Source organism: Anaeromassilibacillus sp. An200, assembly GCF_002160025.1.
Lineage (GTDB): Bacteria > Bacillota > Clostridia > Oscillospirales > Acutalibacteraceae > Caccousia > Caccousia stercoris.
This window is the reverse complement of record NZ_NFJU01000003.1, coordinates 118,687-138,577: the sequence shown is the minus strand read 5'-3', so window position 1 is coordinate 138,577 and position 19,891 is coordinate 118,687. Positions and strand designations below refer to the sequence as shown.

General features: G+C 56.0%; 18 protein-coding genes. 1 reads left to right on the top strand and 17 read right to left on the bottom strand.

What is annotated here, in order from left to right:
• Window positions 1-222: 222 nt before the first annotated feature.
• On the bottom strand, window positions 223-984 hold the full coding sequence (locus B5F35_RS02620; protein ID WP_162611308.1) for a JAB domain-containing protein: 762 nt from the start codon (window positions 982-984) through the stop codon (window positions 223-225).
• A 335-nt stretch (window positions 985-1,319) separates the two neighbouring features.
• Between B5F35_RS02620 and B5F35_RS02615 the strand changes: the two genes are divergently transcribed.
• Window positions 1,320-2,279, top strand: a complete 960-nt coding sequence (locus B5F35_RS02615; protein WP_087237777.1) for an RluA family pseudouridine synthase — start codon at window positions 1,320-1,322, stop codon at window positions 2,277-2,279.
• A gap of 98 nt (window positions 2,280-2,377) precedes the next feature.
• Here the strand turns inward: B5F35_RS02615 and hisE are convergent, their stop codons facing one another.
• From hisE to pyrH, 16 genes are all read right to left on the bottom strand, one after another.
• Window positions 2,378-2,704, bottom strand: a complete 327-nt coding sequence (gene hisE, locus B5F35_RS02610; RefSeq protein WP_087237775.1) for a phosphoribosyl-ATP diphosphatase — start codon at window positions 2,702-2,704, stop codon at window positions 2,378-2,380.
• A 72-nt stretch (window positions 2,705-2,776) separates the two neighbouring features.
• Window positions 2,777-3,124 carry a phosphoribosyl-AMP cyclohydrolase gene (gene hisI / locus B5F35_RS02605; protein ID WP_087237773.1) on the bottom strand — a complete coding sequence of 116 codons (348 nt, stop codon included), beginning with the start codon at window positions 3,122-3,124 and terminating at the stop codon, window positions 2,777-2,779.
• Window positions 3,125-3,128: 4 nt separating this feature from the next.
• A complete protein-coding gene (gene hisA / locus B5F35_RS02600; RefSeq protein WP_087237772.1) occupies window positions 3,129-3,854 on the bottom strand; it encodes a 1-(5-phosphoribosyl)-5-[(5-phosphoribosylamino)methylideneamino]imidazole-4-carboxamide isomerase in 726 nt (241 codons plus the stop codon).
• A 147-nt stretch (window positions 3,855-4,001) separates the two neighbouring features.
• On the bottom strand, window positions 4,002-4,574 hold the full coding sequence (gene hisB, locus B5F35_RS02595) for an imidazoleglycerol-phosphate dehydratase HisB (protein WP_087237771.1): 573 nt from the start codon (window positions 4,572-4,574) through the stop codon (window positions 4,002-4,004).
• Entirely contained in the window at window positions 4,571-5,635 is a 1,065-nt protein-coding gene (locus B5F35_RS02590) for a pyridoxal phosphate-dependent aminotransferase (RefSeq protein WP_087237769.1), read from the bottom strand. Before B5F35_RS02590 ends, hisB begins: the two co-directional genes overlap by 4 nt.
• Before the next feature lie 4 nt (window positions 5,636-5,639).
• Entirely contained in the window at window positions 5,640-6,929 is a 1,290-nt protein-coding gene (gene hisD / locus B5F35_RS02585) for a histidinol dehydrogenase (RefSeq protein WP_242969370.1), read from the bottom strand.
• Window positions 6,926-7,573: an ATP phosphoribosyltransferase gene (gene hisG / locus B5F35_RS02580; protein ID WP_087237767.1), complete on the bottom strand. Its 648-nt coding sequence runs from the start codon at window positions 7,571-7,573 to the stop codon at window positions 6,926-6,928. The genes hisD and hisG overlap by 4 nt, the downstream gene beginning before the upstream one ends.
• Complete coding sequence (gene hisZ / locus B5F35_RS02575) at window positions 7,570-8,793, bottom strand: ATP phosphoribosyltransferase regulatory subunit (RefSeq protein ID WP_087237765.1); 1,224 nt, start codon at window positions 8,791-8,793, stop codon at window positions 7,570-7,572. The genes hisG and hisZ overlap by 4 nt, the downstream gene beginning before the upstream one ends.
• 164 nt (window positions 8,794-8,957) lie before the next feature.
• Window positions 8,958-13,394 (bottom strand): PolC-type DNA polymerase III, encoded by a 4,437-nt coding sequence (locus B5F35_RS02570; RefSeq protein ID WP_087237763.1) that lies wholly within the window; start codon window positions 13,392-13,394, stop codon window positions 8,958-8,960.
• Window positions 13,395-13,462: 68 nt separating this feature from the next.
• Window positions 13,463-14,497, bottom strand: a complete 1,035-nt coding sequence (gene ispG / locus B5F35_RS02565) for a flavodoxin-dependent (E)-4-hydroxy-3-methylbut-2-enyl-diphosphate synthase (protein ID WP_087237761.1) — start codon at window positions 14,495-14,497, stop codon at window positions 13,463-13,465.
• Between the two features lie 4 nt (window positions 14,498-14,501).
• Window positions 14,502-15,599 (bottom strand): M50 family metallopeptidase, encoded by a 1,098-nt coding sequence (locus B5F35_RS02560; RefSeq protein ID WP_242969369.1) that lies wholly within the window; start codon window positions 15,597-15,599, stop codon window positions 14,502-14,504.
• 12 nt (window positions 15,600-15,611) lie between these two features.
• Window positions 15,612-16,766, bottom strand: coding sequence for a 1-deoxy-D-xylulose-5-phosphate reductoisomerase (locus B5F35_RS02555; RefSeq protein WP_087237869.1), 1,155 nt, complete (start codon window positions 16,764-16,766; stop codon window positions 15,612-15,614).
• Between the two features lie 124 nt (window positions 16,767-16,890).
• Window positions 16,891-17,715, bottom strand: a complete 825-nt coding sequence (locus B5F35_RS02550) for a phosphatidate cytidylyltransferase (protein ID WP_242969368.1) — start codon at window positions 17,713-17,715, stop codon at window positions 16,891-16,893.
• A gap of 1 nt (window position 17,716) precedes the next feature.
• Window positions 17,717-18,433, bottom strand: a complete 717-nt coding sequence (uppS, locus tag B5F35_RS02545; protein WP_087237760.1) for an undecaprenyl pyrophosphate synthase — start codon at window positions 18,431-18,433, stop codon at window positions 17,717-17,719.
• A 6-nt stretch (window positions 18,434-18,439) separates the two neighbouring features.
• Window positions 18,440-18,994 carry a ribosome recycling factor gene (frr, locus tag B5F35_RS02540; RefSeq protein WP_087237758.1) on the bottom strand — a complete coding sequence of 185 codons (555 nt, stop codon included), beginning with the start codon at window positions 18,992-18,994 and terminating at the stop codon, window positions 18,440-18,442.
• Between the two features lie 3 nt (window positions 18,995-18,997).
• Window positions 18,998-19,708: a UMP kinase gene (gene pyrH, locus B5F35_RS02535; protein WP_087237865.1), complete on the bottom strand. Its 711-nt coding sequence runs from the start codon at window positions 19,706-19,708 to the stop codon at window positions 18,998-19,000.
• Between the last annotated feature and the right edge of the window lie 183 nt (window positions 19,709-19,891).

Below are 19,891 nucleotides of genomic sequence, written 5' to 3'. Positions count from 1 at the left end.
TTCCGGGTTATTTTCGTGAAACGGAAGCTTTCCTTCCGTTCCTTTTCATAACCTCGCTCCCCATTTTCAATTACTTTCGGAACAGGGGATATTATAGCACAGGCATATGGAAAATACAACTACCTTTTTATATTTTCGAAAAGTTTCTTCTTTGAGTTTCGCAATTTTGTTTTCTTTTTGAAGAGGGACTTTTCGGAACCTTTGAAAGCAGATATCATGCCCTTAGGGGAGTTCCCTTTTCTTTCTGCGATCCGCTACTTTTTTGAGCGGCTTTTCCTCCCCCTCGGAAAACACTTCCGGAAGAATACGGGAGGACGCAAGCGAAAGAAAGTGCTCTCCGGCCACAATGACGTGATCGACCAACGTCACGTCAATTTTGCTCAAAGCTTCCGCTGCCATCCGGGTTGTCAGCATATCTTCCCTCGATGGGAGACAGTCCCCACTGGGATGATTATGGGCAAGAACCACTCCCACCGCATCATAGCTGGACGCAAGACGGACAAGATCGCGAAAATAAATTTCAGCGGCATTGACACTTCCCTCATACACAATATCACTGAACAGAATCTGTCCGGAAGAATTCAGAAGCACAAGCAGAATGGCTTCCCTTGTCCGTCCAAAGAGACAGGACTGGGCATACTCGCCTATCTCCTTGTAGCTACATAGCCGCTTTACATTCTTTTTCTTGTCTCCCATATAGCGCCGGAACACTTCCGGATAGGTCTTGAGAAAAACTGCCGTTGTCCCTCCTATCCCCTCCACACGCTTGAGCTCTTCAATCGGAGCGTCAAAGACGCCTGAGAGCGTGCGGAATTTGGTGAGAAGCCGGTGCGCCAATTCGTTGGTATCCTGTCTTGGGATCGCATAAAACAACAAAAGCTCTAATACTTCGTGATCCTGAAGAGAATCAATTCCATCACGCAAAAAGCGCTCTCTCATTCGTTTTCTATGGCCGGAATGCGGCGACAATTCTTCTTTTGCCAAACGCACACGCCTCCTTATCTTTTTTACCATTTTCTTCCTCGAAGGTTCTGTCTATATTGTATCATAAATCATAGCATAAACCGTCATGATGTGAAAATGCTTCTCCTGCTAACCTGCGCCGGAGTGACGAATCCACAATTGTATGCTATAATGTGCAGGCAGGGCAGGCTGAGCCTGCACGCTACAGCCCGCGCGTTAGCACAGCAGCAACGCGGGCCGCTTGGTTGTTTTCCGCACAAAATTTAACGCCGGGACGGCGCTGCGCGGCTTGCCCGCCGCAGGCGCGCGATTTGCCTACCGCAGGCGTACTATTTTATAGAAAACGGGGTTCCACCATGAAAGAAGTTGTGATCCGCGCGAATGACGCTGGCCAGCGTCTTGATAAATTTCTTACGAAAGCCTATCCCAATCTGCCGCAGTCGATGCTGTATAAGAGCATCCGGAAAAAGGATATCAAGCTGAACGGGAAGCGCTGTGAAATTTCCACACGTTTGCAGGAAGGCGACCGGCTGACCATGTACCTCAAGGACGAATTTTTCCAAACAGCTCCGAAGGAATATGACTTTCTCAAAGCCCCTAAAAAGCTTTCCATGGTATATGAGGACGAAAATTTGCTTTTGCTGGATAAACAGCCGGGGTTGATTGTTCATCCGGACGAAACCTATCATTTCGACTCCCTGATCGCCCGCGTGCAGCATTATCTGTATGACAAAGGCGAATACAACCCCGAGCAGGAAAACTCTTTCACCCCCGCGTTGATCAATCGTATTGATCGCAATACAGGCGGCATCGTGATGGCGGCGAAAAATGCCGAAACGCTCCGCATCATGAATCAGAAGGTCCGCGACCGCGAGCTGGTCAAGCTGTACCTTTGCATTGTGTGCGGGCATGTTGAGCCGCGGGAAGCCACGCTGACCGGGTATCTTGAAAAAAACGAGAGTCAAAACCGTGTGTACATCTCCCGAAAGCCCTCTGCCGACTCGAAAAGCATCAAAACGCGCTACCGCGTTTTACAGGAAAAGCAGAAATTCAGCCTGCTCGAAGTGGAACTGCTCACCGGGCGCACCCATCAGATCCGCGCACATTTGGCTTCCATTGGACATCCGCTGGCCGGAGACGGGAAATACGGCACAAACGCACTGAATCGTGAAACGGGGTTCCGCTATCAGGCGCTCTGTTCCTACAAACTGCGGTTTGCTTTCACAACGCCCGGCGGGATTCTTGACTACCTCAATGGTCGTGAGTTTACCGCGGGCGACGTATGGTTTTTGAAGGAATTTGAACAATGGAAATAAATTCTAATTCCTTGTTTTCATTTTGAGCTGAAAAAATCGCCGGGAATCTCCCGGCGATTTTTTTGCATAAAAAGCTTTGACGGTCGCTGTCCGCCCTTTCAGGTGTTTTTGTCCACCTGATGGAACTGCTTGAGATTGCCGGTTTTTTCACTCCGTTTCTCCAGCTCCTGCTCCACATCATCCAGTAAAATTCCTTCATTCACCATCAATACCATCAAATGATACAGCAAGTCGGAAATTTCCAGCACAGTCTCATGATTGTCGCCGTTTTTCGCGGCGATGATCACTTCACTGCACTCCTCTCCGCACTTTTTCAGGATCTTATCCGTCCCCTTCTCAAACAGATAACAGGTATAGGATCCCTCCCGCTGTTCTCCTTTTCTGGAAAGGATGGTATCATACAAATGCTTCAATGCGTCGTTCATGATTTTCTCTTGTTCCTTTCTGACAGATCCCCGCCCAGGACGGGAAAGCGTAAACTGATCTCTCCCCGCCGTTTACGACGGTTCCAAGGGAACAATCTGCCGGAAAAAGCAGCTGTGGCTCCCGGTGTGACAGGCCGGGCCCGTCTGCACCACCCGCACGAGCAGCGTATCGCAGTCACAGTCCCCGTGAATGGAAACCACCTTTTGCAGATGGCCGGAGGTTGCGCCTTTGTTCCAGAGCTCCTGCCGCGAGCGGCTGAAAAACCAGGTATAGCCCGTTTCCAGCGTTTTACGGAAGGATTCGCGGTTCATATAAGCAAGCATGAGAACTTCTCCCGTCTCATCCTCCTGGACGATAGCGGGAAGCAGCTCTGATTTTTGAAAATAGTCCTCAAGAAAAGAAAAATCGCTCTGTGTCATGGGCTTACACCTTTCCTGTCCGGCACAAGGCGATCGCCTGACGCAGACTGAGATCTCCGGAATAAATGGCCTTGCCGCAGATCGCGCCGTACAGCTTGAGATCCGCCAACGTGACAATATCTTTGAGACTGCTCACGCCGCCGCTGGCAATGACATTGCACGAAACGGCGCGGTTCAGCAGATCCAGCTGCGCAAAGTTCGGCCCGGACAGCGTGCCGTCGCGTGAAATATCGGTGAAAATGATATACTGCACGCCGATCGCGTCCATACGCTTTCCAAGTTCGAGATAGTTGATAGAGGAGGTTTCCGTCCATCCCTCCGCAGCGACCATTCCTTCGTTGGCGTCAATGCCGACCGCAATCTTATCCCCGTATTTTTTCACGGCTTCCTCAACCAGCTTGGGATTGTTGATCGCCGCCGAACCGAGAATCACGCGGGAAACACCCTTTTCGAAATAGAAATCAATGGTTTCCATCCGCCGGATGCCGCCGCCGATTTCAATTTTCAAACCGCAGCCCGCAATAATTTTCAAAATCAGATCCGTGTTAACCGGCTCTGTCGCAATCGCACCGTTGAGATCCACGATATGAAGCCACTGTGCGCCTGCCTTTTCAAACTCCTGCGCGGTGTTCACCGCGTCTCTGGCCACCTTATACGCCGTGCCGTAATCGCCGCGCACGAGACGCACGCAGCAGCCATTCATAATATCAATCGCAGGAATTACTATCAAAACGATTCACCCTCGCCTTTCCTTCCAAAGAGAAACTCCTCTTCCCCGGTGTATCTATGAAACAGTGCCGCATTACACGGAAAAAACCTTCATTTTTTATGGCGTCTTTCCAAAAATACAGCAACAAATCATTAGAATCTATCTCTATTATAATACACCTTTCGTAGAAAGCAAGCCTTTCTTTTCAGAAACCGCAAGGCGGAGCGCATGCGCCGCCGCTTTGAACATCGCTTCGATCTCATGATGGGCGTTTGCTCCGTATTCCAGACGCAGATGGAGTGTGATGCCGGCATTCATTGCAAACGCGCGGAAAAACTCCTCCGTCAGGCAGGCATCATATTCACCGCAGCGCTCTTGCGAAAAGTCTGCCTGAAAGCGCAGGAACGGACGGCCGCTGACATCCACCGCCCCAAACGCCAAGCTTTCGTCCATAGGAACAAAAAAGCTGCCGAAGCGGGCAATACCGGATTTATCACCGAGGGCTTTCTCGAGAGCCTGTCCCAGCACGATGCCGGTATCCTCCACTGTATGGTGGCCGTCCACCTCCAGATCCCCTTTCACACGGATTGTCAACCCAAAGCCTCCGTGCACGGCGAAAGCGTTCAGCATGTGATCGAAAAAGCCAATCCCGGTGGAAATGGAAACGTCTCCCCCATCGAGACAAAGCTGAACGGAAACGTCGGTCTCCTTTGTCGTTCTCTCCGTTTTTGCTTCTCTCACTGTGTTTCCTCCTCCGCTATCAATTCGCCGAACGCCCGCAAAAACGCCGCGTTCTCTTCCTCATTTCCTGCCGTCACGCGCAGATAGCCTCCCATATGACGGATAGCAATGCCGCGCTGAAGAAGTCCCCGAAAGATGGACTCGGCACGATCGGTTTTGAGAAAGACAAAATTGGTGCAGCTCTCATACAGCGAGAACGTGCCGGGATGCTCCTCCTGCATACGCACGAGGGTCTTTTGCAGCGATTGGCGCGACTCCACAATCTGCGCACGCGCCTGCTGCTCCCATTCGCGCTCTCCCAGAACAAGCGTCCCCACCGCCTGAGAAAGCGAATTGACGTTATATGGGGACTTCACCGCCCGGAGCACACGCGTCAGGCGGGGCGAAGATACGGCAAAGCCCAGGCGCAGGGCCGCCATGCCGATGGCCTTGGAGCAGGTGCGCAAAATCACGAGATTGTCGTATTCCTCCACCTCGTTCAGAAGGCTCTGATCCCAGAAATCCATATAGGCTTCATCAAGCACCACAAGTGCTTCCACAGAACGAATCAGGCGGCGGACCTCCTCCCGCGCAAGGCCGAGGGACGTTGGATTGCAGGGATTGGAAAAGACGATCATGCGGACGTTTTCCGCCTTCGCCTTTTCAACGACCGCGTCCACGTCAATCGTCAAATCCTCGCGTTTGCCGCAGGTCACGACGCGTCCCTCCGAGATAGACGCGTAAAACTGATACATGGAGAAGTCCGGCAGGATCACCATCATCGCCTCCCCTTTCATCAGGAAGGCGCTGCAAAGGATGGAGATCAGTTCGTCCGAACCGTTTCCTGCTGTGACAAGCTCCGGAGATATGCCGTAATAGGCGGCGAAGGCTTCCGTCACCTCGCGGGAAAGCGGATCCGGATACCGGTTGAAGGCCGTCTGCGCGGCGGCTTTCGCAATCCGATCGCGAACTTCTTCTGGAAGCGGAAGAAACGACTCGTTTGCATCCAGGCGCACAGGGTATTCGCCCGCGATCGGCTCATACGGAACGAGATCCCGGATTTTTTCGTTCAGCTCATACATGGAATCACGGCTCCTCCTTCCGCACCTGAATGGAATTCGCGTGCGCTGTCAGCCCTTCGGCCTGCGCCAGACGAATGATATCGTCCGCCTGCGGCAGCAGGGCGCTGCGCGTGTAATAGATAAAGCTCGACTTCTTCACAAAGCTGTCCACGGAGAGCGGCGAGAAGAAACGCGCTGTCCCGCTGGTGGGAAGCACATGGTTCGGCCCCGCGAAATAATCCCCGAGCGGCTCCGGCGAGTAGTTCCCAAGGAACACTGAGCCAGCGTTATCGAGACGGCCGATGTATTCCATCGGATCGCGCACGCAGACCTCCAGATGCTCAGGCGCCAGCTCATTGGCAAAGCCCACGGCCTCCTCCATGGTGGAGCAGACCAGAATGGCGCCGAAGCTGGACAGAGATTCCAGAATGATATCCTTTCTCGAAAGCGTCTGCACCTGGCGCTCCAGCTCCGCCGCCGTCTCACGGGCAATCGCTTCGGAGGTGGTCAGAAGGATGGCGGAAGCCATCGGATCATGCTCCGCCTGGCTCATGAGGTCGGCAGCCAGATAGCGCGGATTCGCCGTCTCATCGGCCAGAACGAGAATTTCACTCGGCCCGGCCACCATGTCGATGTCTACCGTGCCGTAAAGCTGCTTTTTGGCCGTGGCGACGTAGATGTTGCCGGGGCCGACAATCTTATCCACCTTCGGAATGCTTTCCGTTCCATAGGCCAGCGCCGCGACGGCATGCGCGCCGCCCACCTGAAGCACACGATCAACGCCCGCCACAAGAGCCGCCGCCATAATGTCGGGGTTCGCCTTGCCGCCCTTCACGGGAGTCGCCATGATCAGCTCGCCCACACCGGCAATTTTCGCCGGGATCGCGTTCATCAGCACGGACGACGGATAGGCCGCCGTACCGCCCGGCACATACAGGCCAACACGCGACAGGCCGCGAATCCGCTGTCCCATGAGCACGCCGTCCTCCCGCGTCGTGAGCCAGCTCTGCTGCTTCTGCCGCTCATGGAAATCGCGGATATTGGCCGCCGCCTTCTTGAGCGACTCCACAAACAGCGGATCCGCTTTTTCTGCCAGGGCTTCCACCTGATCGCGCGGCAGCTCCAGGCTCTCCGGCGCGCCGCCGTCAAAGCGGTCGGCGTACATCCGCACGGCGGAATCTCCGTCCCGGCGGACTGTGTCCAGAATTTCCGCGACAGCGTTCTCCACCTTGAGGCCTGCTTCCCGGTTTCTCTCCTTCAACAGCTTGACATATTCTCTGGCGGACGCGCCGCCCTCCGTCACCATTTTGATCACCGCGTTGTTCCCTCCCGTTTTCTTGTTTCCTGCTCCATCTGGCTCACCAGCGTTTCAATCTCCTGTTTTCGGAGCTTCAAGCTTGCCACATTGACAATCAGCCGCGCGGAGATGGGGCAAATTTCTTCCACAACCTCAAGCCCGTTCTCTTTGAGCGTCGTCCCCGTCTCCACGATATCCACAATCGCGTCCGACAACCCCAGCAACGGCGCGAGCTCCACGGAGCCTTCAATCTTGATGATGCTCACATCCATCCCACGGCTCTCAAAAAATGCGCGGGCGGTGGCGGGATATTTGGTGGCGATGGTACGGGAGGAATAGCCGCTCCAAAAATCCGCCCCTTTGGGAGCGGCCAGCGCAAACCGGCACCGTCCAAAGCCCAGATCCAGCACCTCATAGAAGCTGGAGCCGTGCTCCATGATCGTATCCTTTCCCACAACTCCCATATCGCACACACCGTGCTCCACATAGGTAATCACGTCCGCGGCTTTGGCCAGAACCACTTCCAGCCGATCTCCCACGGGGAGAATCAGACGGCGGCCTTTGTTGTGAACCGCGTCACAGTCATATCCGATTTTCTCAAACAGGGCCACCGTATCCTTTTCCAGGCGGCCTTTTGTCAGCGCAATGCGCAGCGGCTTCATCTGGACTCCCCCTTTCCTCTTTCGTTTTCCAGACGGATTTCCCGAACCGTATCACCCACAACAGCCACACGGCAGATTCCGCGGCGGCGTGCATATGCCATGGTTTCCTCCTCCGTCTCAAATACGGAGGTCTCGCAGCTTCCCCCCTGCGCGGCCACACCGGAGGCAAACAAAAGCGCTTTCATCTCGCATCCCTCCGGCCCGAACACCAGCACATCCGGCTTCGGGCAGTCCGGCGCATAGCCCTGCTCCGCCAGCAGCTTCACCACCGCGTCCACGTTCACGGAAAAACCAATGGCAGGCATCGGGAGATCGAAGCGGGACAACAGGTTATCGTACCGACCACCCAGCAGGATCGCGTCTCCGCAGTCCTGCGCGTAGGCGCTGAACACCACGCCGGTATAATAATCGTTACGCTGCACCAGCCCCAGATCCACCATCAGCCGATCGCCCAGATCGAGCTGCACCAGACTGCGGTACAGGGAGTGTAGATATTCGAGCATGGAGGCCGCTTCCTCGCTTCCGCACAGCGGAGCCGCTTCGGCAAAGACCTCCTCCCCGCCGAACAGACGGGGCAAACGGCGCATCGCCGCCACGGAGCGGGTCTGTTCCAAGCCGTCCAGCAGCGTATTCAGCGCGGCGTAATTTTTTGCCTCGATCGTGGAACGGATATCCTCGCGCTGCTCCGGAGAAATCGGAAGCTGTGCGGCAATTGCGCGGAAAAAGCCCGCGTGCCCCAGTTCCAGACGGAAATCCGGCGTGCAGTGGGAGAGCGCTTCCACCGCCGTGGCAATGGCTTCGAGATCCGCCCGTTTTCCCGACGCACCCAGCAGCTCCACGCCTGATTGCAGCACCTCGTCGCTGCGGCCCGTCAGGTTTGGATTATTGCGGTAAATGCGCTGTGTGTAGTACAGGCGCAGCGGCTTTTCCTCGTTTTGCAGGCGGGTCGCCGCCAGACGCGCGATCGGCATGGTGGAATCCGGACGCATCACGACAAGGCGGCCGCGCCGGTCCGACATTTTATACATGATCTCCGGAGCGATTCCGGAGGTTTCGGGATCGAACACATCCATAAATTCCATCGCGGGGGTGACAACCTCATGGAAGCCGCGCGACACAAAAACTTGGCTCAGCTTCTGCTCCACCATGCGATTGATCAGACACTCTTCAAAGAGAAGATCCTTTGTCCCCTCCGGCGTTACTTTGCTGTATTTTTTCATCTTCTGCACGCTCCGTTCCCTTGCGAAAACGGCCTTTCGCTTTAGTTCGCTAATATAATATCATGATGAATCATCCGCGTCAAGAGATAATTTCCACATACTTTTGCTGTACGGACTCAAGAAAAATGGGAAACCGCCCTGTGTGGTTTCCCATTGTCTTTCTGTCAAAACAGCGTCATCTGCGAGCTTTGGGGAAGATCCTGCAAGGCTCCCGCTTCGTTCAGCATCTCAATCACCGATTTCGACACCTTGGAGCGTGCCTGCAAGTCGTCCACCGAAATGTACGCGCCCTGCTGCCCCGCTTCATAGAGGCTGTTGGCCGCGGCTTCGCCCACGCCGCCAAGGGAGGCAAACGGCAGACGCACCTTGCCATCCTCGACCAGATATTTTTTCGCGTGAGAACGGTAGAGATCAACCGACAGCACCTGGATGCCGCGCGCCAGCATTTCATTGACAATTTGAAGCGTCGCAAACGCGTCCTCTTCCTTTTTGCTGGCCTCCTTGCCTTTCATGGTAATCTCATTCATCCGGCGGCGGACGGCTTCGCGCCCCTGCGCCACCAAAATCCCATCAAAGTCCTCTCCGCGCACCGTAAAGTAGGCGGCGTAGTATTCAACCGGGCGGTGTACCTTATACCATCCGAGACGCAAAGCGGAAATCATATACGCCGCCGCGTGCGCCTTCGGGAACATGTATTTGATTTTCAAGCACGACTCAATGTACCACTCCGGCACACCGTGGTCGCGCATCGCCTGCTTATGTTCATCCGTTAACAGAGAGGGAGCCTTTCCCTTTCGGGTAATCTCCATGATCTTGAACGCCATCTTCGGCTCCAATCCTTTGAGCAGCAGGTACGTCATGATGCTGTCACGCGTACCGATCACTTCCGAGATGGTGCAGGTGCCGTTCTTGATCAGATCCTGCGCGTTGCCGAGCCACACGTCCGTTCCATGGGACAGGCCGGAGATCTGGAGAAAGTCCGAGAAGGTATGCGGCTGGGAATCCATGAGCATCTGACGGACAAAGGGCGTGCCCAGCTCCGGCAGGGAGAAGGTGCCCGTCTGGGAATCAATGTCCTCCGGCGTAACGCCGAGCGGCTCCGTGGAATGGAACAGCGCCATCACTTCGGGATCGCTCATGGAGACCTTCATCACCGGAATGCCGGTGTATTCCTCCAGATAGTGATAAATGGTCGGCACATCGTGTCCGAGTTCATCCAGCTTACAGATGGTGTCGTGGATGGAGTGGAAATCGAAGTGCGTGGTGATGTTATCGGAATTCTGATCGTTGGCCGGGTGCTGAACGGGACAGAAATCGTAAATCTCATAGCCCTTCGGCACAACGACCATGCCGCCCGGATGCTGTCCTGTGGTACGCTTGATGCCGGTGCAGCCGATAGACAAACGCATCTCCTCGGCCCGGTGGCAGGTCAGGCCCTTTTCCTCCTGATACTTCTTCACAAAGCCAACCGCCGTCTTATCGGCCACTGTGGCGATGGTTCCGGCCTTGAACACATGGTCCTTGCCGAACAGCGTTTCCGTGTAGCGGTGCGCGCCGCTCTGGTATTCACCGGAGAAGTTCAGGTCGATATCCGGCGTTTTGTCGCCGTCAAAGCCCAGGAACGTTTCAAAGGGGATGTTATGGCCGTCCCGATCGTAATCCGAGCCGCATTTCGGGCATTTTTTCGGCGGCAGATCGAAGCCCGATCCATAGCTGCCGTCGAGTATGAATTCGCTGTTCTTGCAGTTCGGGCAGATGTAGTGCGGTTCCAGCGGGTTAACCTCGGAAATACCCGACATACTCGCCACGAACGACGAGCCGACCGATCCACGCGAGCCGACGAGATAGCCGTGCTCCTCGCTGTTCGCCACCAGCTTTTGCGCCGTCATGTACAGCACGGAGAAACCATGCTTGTTGATGGAGCCCAGCTCACGCTCCAGACGCTTGCGCACAAGCTCCGGCATGGGATCGCCATAAATCTCCTTCGCACGCTTCCAGCAAATGGAATTCAGCTGTTCCTCCGCCCCGTCGATGAAGGGCGGGAACACGCCGTCCGGGATCGGGCGGATTTCCTCCACCATGTCCGCGATGAGATTGGAATTCTTGACGACAATCTCATACGCTTTTTCCTCGCCCAGATACGCAAACTCCTGGAGCATTTCCGGGGTGGTACGGAAGTAAAGTGGAGCCTGGTTATCCGCGTCGTCATAGCCCTGGCCCGCCATCAGGATCCGGCGGAAATCCGCGTCCTTCGGATCCATGAAATGCACGTCACACGTCGCCACGACGGGCTTGTTCAGCTTTTCGCCCAGGCGCACGATGGTGCGGTTGAAGTCCTTCAGACGTTCCTCGTCCGGCACCATGCCCTGCCGCACCATAAATTCGTTATTCCCCAGCGGCTGGATTTCCAGATAATCGTAGAATTCCGCGATCCGGCACAGCTCATCCCAGGGCGCGCCGTTGAACACGGCACGGTACAGTTCCCCTGCCTCGCAGGCGCTGCCGAGGATCAGCCCCTCGCGGTACTGCATCAGCACGCTTTTGGGGATACGGGGCTTTTTAAAGAAGTAATCCAGATGCGACATCGAAATCAGCTTATACAGATTTTTCAGGCCGGTCTGGTTGCGCACCAGGATAATCTGGTGATACGGCTTGAGCTTCTTCCAGTCTCCGCCCGTCAGTGAGGTATTGATTTGCTGCACGGTTTCCGCCCCGGTATCTTCGTGCAGACGCTGCAAAAGGGCAGCGAAAATCCCGCCAAGCACGGCCGCGTCATCGTTCGCGCGGTGATGGTTGAACGGAGCCAGCTTCAAATAGTTGGCCACTGTGTCCAGCTTATGGTTTTTCAGATCCTTGAGCAGAGAACGGCACATCGGCAGGGTGTCAATATAAGTATAAGGAAATTCCATCCCGCAGCGCCGGGCGGCGGCGCGCAGGAACGAGGTATCAAACTCCGCGTTATGTGCAACCAGAATCGCCGCGCCGCTGCCGCAGAAACGGAAAAATGCTTCCAGCGCTTCCCGCTCGGAGGGCGCGTCCTTCACCATCTCGTTGGTGATACCGGTTAGTTCGGTGATTTTCGGAGGAATCGGCTTTTCCGGGTTCACAAAGGTGTCGAACGTCTCCACGATCTCCCCGCCGCGCAGGCGCACCGCGCCAATCTCGGTAATGCGCTCCTGATTCGGGCTCAGACCCGTTGTTTCAATATCGAAGGAGATGAACTCCCCGCTGAACGGAGCGTCCGATTCTCCCTTGACAGCGGGAACCATATCATTGATGAAATACGATTCCACACCATAGATCACTTTGATGTGGCCACCCTTGCCGTTCACCTTTGCCGCCGCGTTCATCGCGTCCGGATACGCCTGCGCCACACCGTGATCCGTGATGGCGATCGCGGGATGGCCCCACTTTGCCGCGCGGGCAATCAGCTCACCCACACCCGTCACGCCGTCCATACTTGACATATTGGTGTGCAGGTGCAGCTCCACCCGCTTGACGGGCGCATCGTCGACCACCTTGGCCTGCTCCACCGTGGCCACAGCCCGCGGACGCAGAACAATCTCATGATCGTATTTGTCGTATTCGACCTCGCCGCGCACCACGATACTCGTTCCATTGGACAGCTCGTCGAGCGCCCGGCACTGCTTGGCGTCCTGCAAGATTTTGAGCGTAATCGATCCGGTGTAGTCCGTAATATTGATGGAGTATATCTTCCGGCTCTGATCACGGGTCATCCGCGTTTCCATGGAAAAGATCTCGCCCCAGACAGCCACGCTGCCCGCGTCAGGCGTAATCTTCGCGATCTGCATCAGGCGGACTCGCCCCATGCGGCCGTGGATTTCCTTCATCGTCTCCGGCAGAATGGCCGGAAGCATGGTCGCGCCGCTGCGGATGTTTACCACGGGCGGCACACGCTCGCCCCATGTCTCCGCGGAACCGCCCGTGCCGACACGCGGCGTCTGGCTGGCCGCCTGACGCGCCGCCGCCTTTTTTTCGTGGGGCGACTGACGGTTCATGGTGCTTTCATACTGCGAAACGGCTTCCACCACCGCTTCACGCCGCAGACGCTCCTCCGTCTGCCGCTGGCGTTCCAGATAGGCGCTGCTGTCCACATCCACCTCGGTGACACCGTCAAAATCGACGGCAACGGCCAGCCCGAACTCCTCGGAAATGATCCGGCTCATCAAGCGATCCGCGCGCCGCTGGCGCATCAGCTCCGCCCCGCCGTGGGCCAGCGTGACGATAATCTTTCCCTCCTCCAAACGCGCCTGCGCGTCGGAAAAGGTTCCGTTGATACTCGCGTCCCGCCGCTTCATCTCCAGCACCAGGCTCGGAAGATACTCCGCACAGAAGGCTTCCGACGGAAACTTCGGGCGAAGGCTGGCCCGCGTCAGTTGGAGCCCCGGCGAAAGAGCCACTCTTTTTTCCGCCTCATACAGCGCTTCCCTCTCCACCAGGGAGGGGAACTGCACCGCCGCCGTCACACAGCGGTTTATGGAATCCACCTGCATCATCTCGATCACGCCCTGCGCGATCGTCTCTGGCAGCCCCTCAAAATTGATGAAAGGACGAAAAAATTCTCCAAAGGTTTTATTCATTCCTGCTTTCTTCACCCTCAACCATTCTCAAAAACAGGGCGCCGGACAAAAGCCCGGAGCCCAGCTGTTCAAAACAATTCGATTTCCTTCATCAGCTCGTCCACCAGGCGATCCTCTGGCACCTTGCGCAGAATCTCGCCCTTGCGGAACACCAGCCCTTCGCCTTTGCCGCCGGCAATACCAACGTCGGCTTCTCTGGCTTCGCCGGGACCGTTGACCACACACCCCATCACGGCGACCTTGATATCCTTGGTGCAGGAGGCCAGCCTTGCTTCCACCTCATTGGCGATTGCAATGAGATCAATCCGCGTGCGGCCGCATGTCGGGCACGAGACAAGCTGCGGGCCGCGGCGCAGGCCGAGCGCGCGCAGAATATCCTGTCCAGCCTGCACCTCCTTGACGGGATCCGCCGTGAGAGAAACACGGATGGTATCTCCGATTCCCCTTTGCAGCAGAGAACCGATCCCGATGGAGGATTTGATCAGTCCCATCCGCTCTGTGCCCGCCTCGGTAACGCCGAGATGCAGCGGATAATCGCAGCGGGCTGCGCAAAGTTCATAGGCGCGGATGGTCGAATCCACCGTGGAGGATTTGAGCGACAAGATGATATCGGTAAAATCAAAGCGTTCCAGCAGAGAAGCGTGATACAGCGCGCTCTCCACGAGTGCTTCCGGCGTCGGCCCGCCGTGTTTAGCAAGGATTTCCCGCTCCACCGAACCGGAGTTCACGCCGACGCGGATCGGAATTCCTTGGGCGCGGCAGGCATCCGCCACCGCCTTCACACGGCTGTCATCCCCGATATTGCCGGGATTGATGCGGATCTTGTCCACACCGGCCGCAGCGGCCTCCAAGGCCAGGCGGTAATCAAAATGAATGTCCGCGACGATCGGAACGCTGACCGCCTCCTTGAGCGCGGCGATCAGGCGAACCGCGCCGCGATCCGGCACAGCGGCACGGATCAGCTCACAGCCCGCCGCTTCCAGCGCTTTCGCCTGGCGGACGCTTCCCTCCAAATCGGTGGAAGGAACGTTCAGCATGGACTGCACGGTCACAGGCGCGCCGCCGCCAATCCGGACGTTTCCCGCTTTCACTTGTCTGCTCATGTTGTCACGCTCCCAACCCCTGCCCTGTGAACAGGCGCAGGATATCGCTGAATGTCACCAACACCATCACAGCCATCAGGAAAATAAAGCCTGCCGCCGTGACAATCCCCTCAAACCGGCGCGGAATCGGACGGCGCACCACTGCTTCAATCAGCAGGAACAAAAGACGTCCGCCGTCAAGGGCTGGAATTGGCAGAAGGTTCATGATACCGAGGTTTACGGTGATGACCATGATGATATACACAATATTGCTCAGCGCTCCGGCAAAGCCATTGCTCTCGAGACCAGCGGACGCCGCCTGCGTGATAGCCGACGCTGTACCGACGGGCCCCGCCAGATCGTTGAGCCCAAACTGACCGGTTACCAGCATGAACAGGCTCTGCCAAACCAAACGGACAATCGAGATGGTATCCTCCACCGCTTTTTGCAGAACGGTTCCGAAGGTTTTGGGGATGGCCATCACCTTGAAGTCAAAGATGATGCTCTTCGTTCCGTCCTCACCCTGTACCGTGTTAAGCTTGACATCCGGGAAATGCAGCGTCTGCCCCTCCCGGTCGACGGTGAAATCCGCCAGCACTTCCGATCCGCTTGTGTCCAGAATCGCCAGCGCAAACTGGAGATCGCGGTCGGTCCGCACCGCATAACCGTCAATGCTGGTGATCACATCCCCCACCTGAATTCCCGCTGCCTGCAGCGCGGAATTTTCTTCAAACCGTGCCACCACATTCGAGCCCATCAGGGGCATTTGCAGCAACACAATCACCATCAGGATCAGGCCGAGGACGATGTTCATCACCGCGCCCATACAGGCCACCAGGATGCGTTTCCATACGGGTTTTCTGTTGAAAGCCCTCTCGTCGCTGCTGTCCTCCTGTTCGCCCTCCATGGCGCAGTAGCCGCCAATCGGAAGCAGGCGAAGAGAATAAAGGGTATCCCCCTTCTGGAAGCTGACAATTTGAGGGCCCATGCCTACCGCAAACTCATTGACCCGGATTCCGCACAGCTTCGCTGTGAAAAAGTGGCCGAATTCATGAATCGTAATGACAAGGCCGAACAGAAGAACGGCAATGATCACCAGCAATACTTGTGTGATACCAATCACCTCATTTCAAATTCACAGCCCGGCATGGGCCAGGACATAATCGCGTGCCGCCCGGTCGGCGTCAAGAATCGCGTTCAGCGTCACCGTACTCTCCCCCGCCGGCTGAGCCTGCGAGGCCTCTTCCGCCAGCTCCGCAATGCGCAGGAAGGGAAGCTTCCCCTCCAAAAACAGGCTGACCGCCATTTCGTTTGCTCCATTGAGAGCCGCGGGAGCCAGACCGCCGCGCGCAAGCGCCCGTCTGGCGGCTCCCATCGCGGGAAAGGCTTCCTCATCCGGCGGATAGAAGGTGAGCGTCCCCCAATCGGCCAGGCTCAGCCGCTGCACGGGCGACGGAAAACGCTCTGGCCATGTAACGGCATATTGAATGGGGATCCGCATATCCGGCACGCCCAGCTGCGCAATCACGGAATTGTCCGCATACTCCACCAGCGAGTGGATCACGCTCTCCCGATGAATCACCACGTCAATTTGAGAGGGCGGCATATGGAACAGCCAGGAGGCTTCCATGATCTCTAAGCCCTTGTTCATCATCGTGGCGGAATCAATCGTAATCTTCGCACCCATGCTCCAGTTCGGGTGGCGCAGCGCCTGCTCCGGGCCGACGTTTTGCAGCTCCGCTTTTTTTCTGCCGAAGAACGGCCCTCCCGAAGCGGTGAGGATCAAACGGGAAACCGCCTTCTCTCCCGGACTGCCCTGCAAGCACTGGAAAATCGCGGAGTGCTCGCTGTCCACCGGGAAAATCCGCACACCCTTCTCCGCCGCGCGCGCCATCACAAGCGCGCCGCCCGCGACAAGCGTTTCCTTGTTGGCAAGGGCAATGTCCTTCCCCGCCTCAATCGCTGCCAGCGTTGGTTCCAGTCCTACCATACCCACTACGGAATTACAGACCAAATCTGCTTCAGGCAAAGAAGCTGCCTCGCAAAGGCCCTCCATCCCCTCCGCCACGGTAACGTCGAGATCACGCACAGCAAGGCGAAGCATTTTAGCCGCCTGCGGATCGAAAACGGCCGCAAAACGCGGCCTGAATTCCCGGATCTGTTTTTCCAGCAGGGAGACATTCCCCTTTGCGGCCAATGCGCAGACAGACAGTCCCAGTCCACGCACAACATCCAGCGTCTGTGTGCCGATGGCGCCGGTGGAGCCCAATATGGAAAGCATCTGTTTCATTTTCACACCAAAGCCCTTCCAAGACGGAACCGAAGCCGTCCCCTGCGGGGCGGCTTCGGCACATCTTTTTTTTAAGGATTCCCTTACCCATCCGATCCTATGTGACAGCACGGAAAATATACCGTTACACTGGAGTAATCGGCAAAACCTGAACGAGAAGCAGAACAAACGGAGCCACAAAAATCACGCTGTCAAAGCGATCCAGAATTCCTCCGTGTCCCGGCAGAATATTGCTGAAATCCTTGATATGGCAGCTTCGTTTGATCAGGGAGAAGCTGAGATCCCCCACCACCGAAAGCGCGGAGCCAAACAGGCCGATCAGACCCAGAGTCAGGTAATTGACCGGCACCGTACCGCCGTAGGACCAGGAAAACACCAGCCCAAACACCAGCATCGCGGCAATATTCAGGATAAAGCCGCCTATCAAGCCCTCCACGGTCTTTTTGGGGCTGATAGAGGGACACAACTTATGTTTTCCCCACAAACTGCCTGCCGCAAATGCTCCAACATCCGATACCCATGCGGCAAACACCGCAATAATGACATAGAACATTCCATGGCTGCCTCCGATCGTGCGGATCGAGAGCAGCGTTTCCAGAGCGGTGGGAATCAGGATGGTCATGCTGTAAATCACACCGGCCTCCCGGAACGTGACGGTTTCGTGATACAGAATCAGGGAACTGAACAGCACAACGGTATAAACGTAGTAGGCGATCGAGTGCCAGAAGGAACCGGGCAGAAAAGGCGTAACCGCCGCAAACACAAGGCTCGGCGTCAAAAGGACCAGTTTGCGTGCCAAGCCAAGCGCCTTCACAATTTCAATCACGGCAAAAACGCTGATCACCGCCACCGCAATGTTCAGCGCCAATGGGAAGATATCGTTGAACACCACAATCGCCGCGAGAAACAGGATCAGGAAAGATGCGGAAATCACTCTCGATTTCAACAAACTAAACTCCTCCAAAGCGCCGGCTGCGGTTGGCATACTCCCACAAGGCGGCATTCAGATCTTCCGGACGAAAATCCGGCCAAAGGATATCCATGACAACATATTCCGCATAGGCGGACTGCCACAGAAGAAAATTGCTGGTGCGATGTTCCCCGCTCGGCCGAATAATCAAATCCGGATCGGGCTGCCCCGCCGTATACAGCGCGGAAGAAATCGTGTCCTCTGTGACATCCTCCGGAGCCAGGGAACCATCCTTCACCTTTTGTGCGAGGGTGCGGAAGGCATGCGTCAGTTCAGCACGCCCTCCGTAATTCATCGCAATGTTGAGCACCATCCCCGTGCGCCCTACAGAGATCTCCTCCGTTTCCCGGATCAGCTCCTGAAGCTTTTTCGGAAAAGCGGAAACATCCCCCAGAAACCGCACGGCAATTTCATCCTCACGGAAATCGCGCAGCGCCTCATCCAAGTATTGACGGAACAGCACCATCAGCGCGGAAACCTCCTCCGCGGGGCGCGTCCAATTCTCTGTGGAAAACGCATAGACAGTCAGATAGCGGATGCCGATGGAAGCACAATAGCGCGTGATTTTTTTAAAGTTGGCCGCCCCCGCGGCATGACCAGCGGAACGAGGCAGCCCACGACGCTTGGCCCAGCGTCCGTTGCCGTCCATGATGATCCCCAGGTGAACCGGAAGCTTCTGCGGCAGTGTCTCTTCCATAAGCGTTTAAATCTCCATGATTTCTTTCTTTTTCTTTGCTTCGACTGTCTCGATCTCCTTGCAATACTTATCCGTAAGATCCTGGGTCTTTTTTTCCGCCTGCTTGAGATCGTCCTCTGTCAGCTCGCCGTCCTTTTTCTTCAGCTTGAGCTTATCCATGGCCTCGCGGCGGACATTGCGCACAGCCACCTTGGATTCTTCCGCCATCTTGGAAATCTCCTTCGCGAGCTCCTTTCTGCGATCCTCTGTGAGCTGCGGGAAGGTGATACGGATAATCTTGCCGTCGCTCTGCGGGTTGATTCCGATATCGGATGTCTGAATCGCCTTTTCAATGGCGCGGCAGACAGAAGCATCCCAGGGCTGGATGGTCAGCACACGGGCTTCCGCCACGGAAACGGCCGCAAGCTGATTAATGGCGGTCGGCGTGCCGTAATAGTCCACACGCAGCTTGTCGAGCACCGCCGGATTGGCGCGTCCTGCGCGAATCGCCGCGTAATCTTCCTGCAGTACAGAGATGGTTTTTTTCATATGGTCTTCCGCTTTTTTTAAAATTTCCTGCATAGTTCATGCCTCCTTCACGAGTGTCCCGACAGGTTCGCCGCAAATCGCCTTCACAATGTTGTCGGGATGATCGATGTTGAATACGAGAATCTGGATGCCGTTGTCACGGCAGAGGGTTGCAGCCGTGCCGTCCATCACCTGCAGGTTCTTGTTCAGAACCTCCATGAAAGTGAGGGTATCGTATTTGACCGCATCCGGGTTTTTCTTGGGGTCGCTGTCGTAAACGCCGTCGACCATGGTAGCCTTCATGATGATATCCGCGTCAATTTCCGCCGCACGCAGAGCTGCCGCCGTATCGGTGGAGAAAAACGGATTTCCTGTCCCGCAGCCGAATACCACTACACGGCCTTTTTCCAAATGCCGGACGGCACGGTTACGGATATACGGCTCCGCGATCTCCTGCATGGAGATCGCCGTCTGCACACGGACGGGAACTTCGAGCTGCTCGAGCGCGTCCGCCACACCCAGCGCGTTGATGGTGGTGGCAAGCATGCCCATATGGTCGGCGCGTGTCCGATCCATCTTTCCGCTGCTGCGTCCACGCCAGAAATTACCCCCGCCTACAACGATGGCAACCTCAACGCCCATTTCGACACAAGCCTTGATCGGCTCACAGATGGCGAGCACTGTGTCAAAGTCAATGCCGTGCTTCTCACTGCCCGCGAGCGATTCCCCGCTGAGCTTCAAAAGGACGCGTTTATACTTTGGCTCCAAGATATAACACCCCTGTTTTCCCTTCCAAAAACGAATCCTGTCTGTTTTCATTCCGCGAAGGGATATTTTCTTCCGTTTTATTTTACAATAAGCGACTGGTAAAGTAAAGGGGAATCCATCCAATCCTGACAAGATTTATAGTTTAGTCATATTCCATCCCACGCCGTTTCATGCATCTCTTGT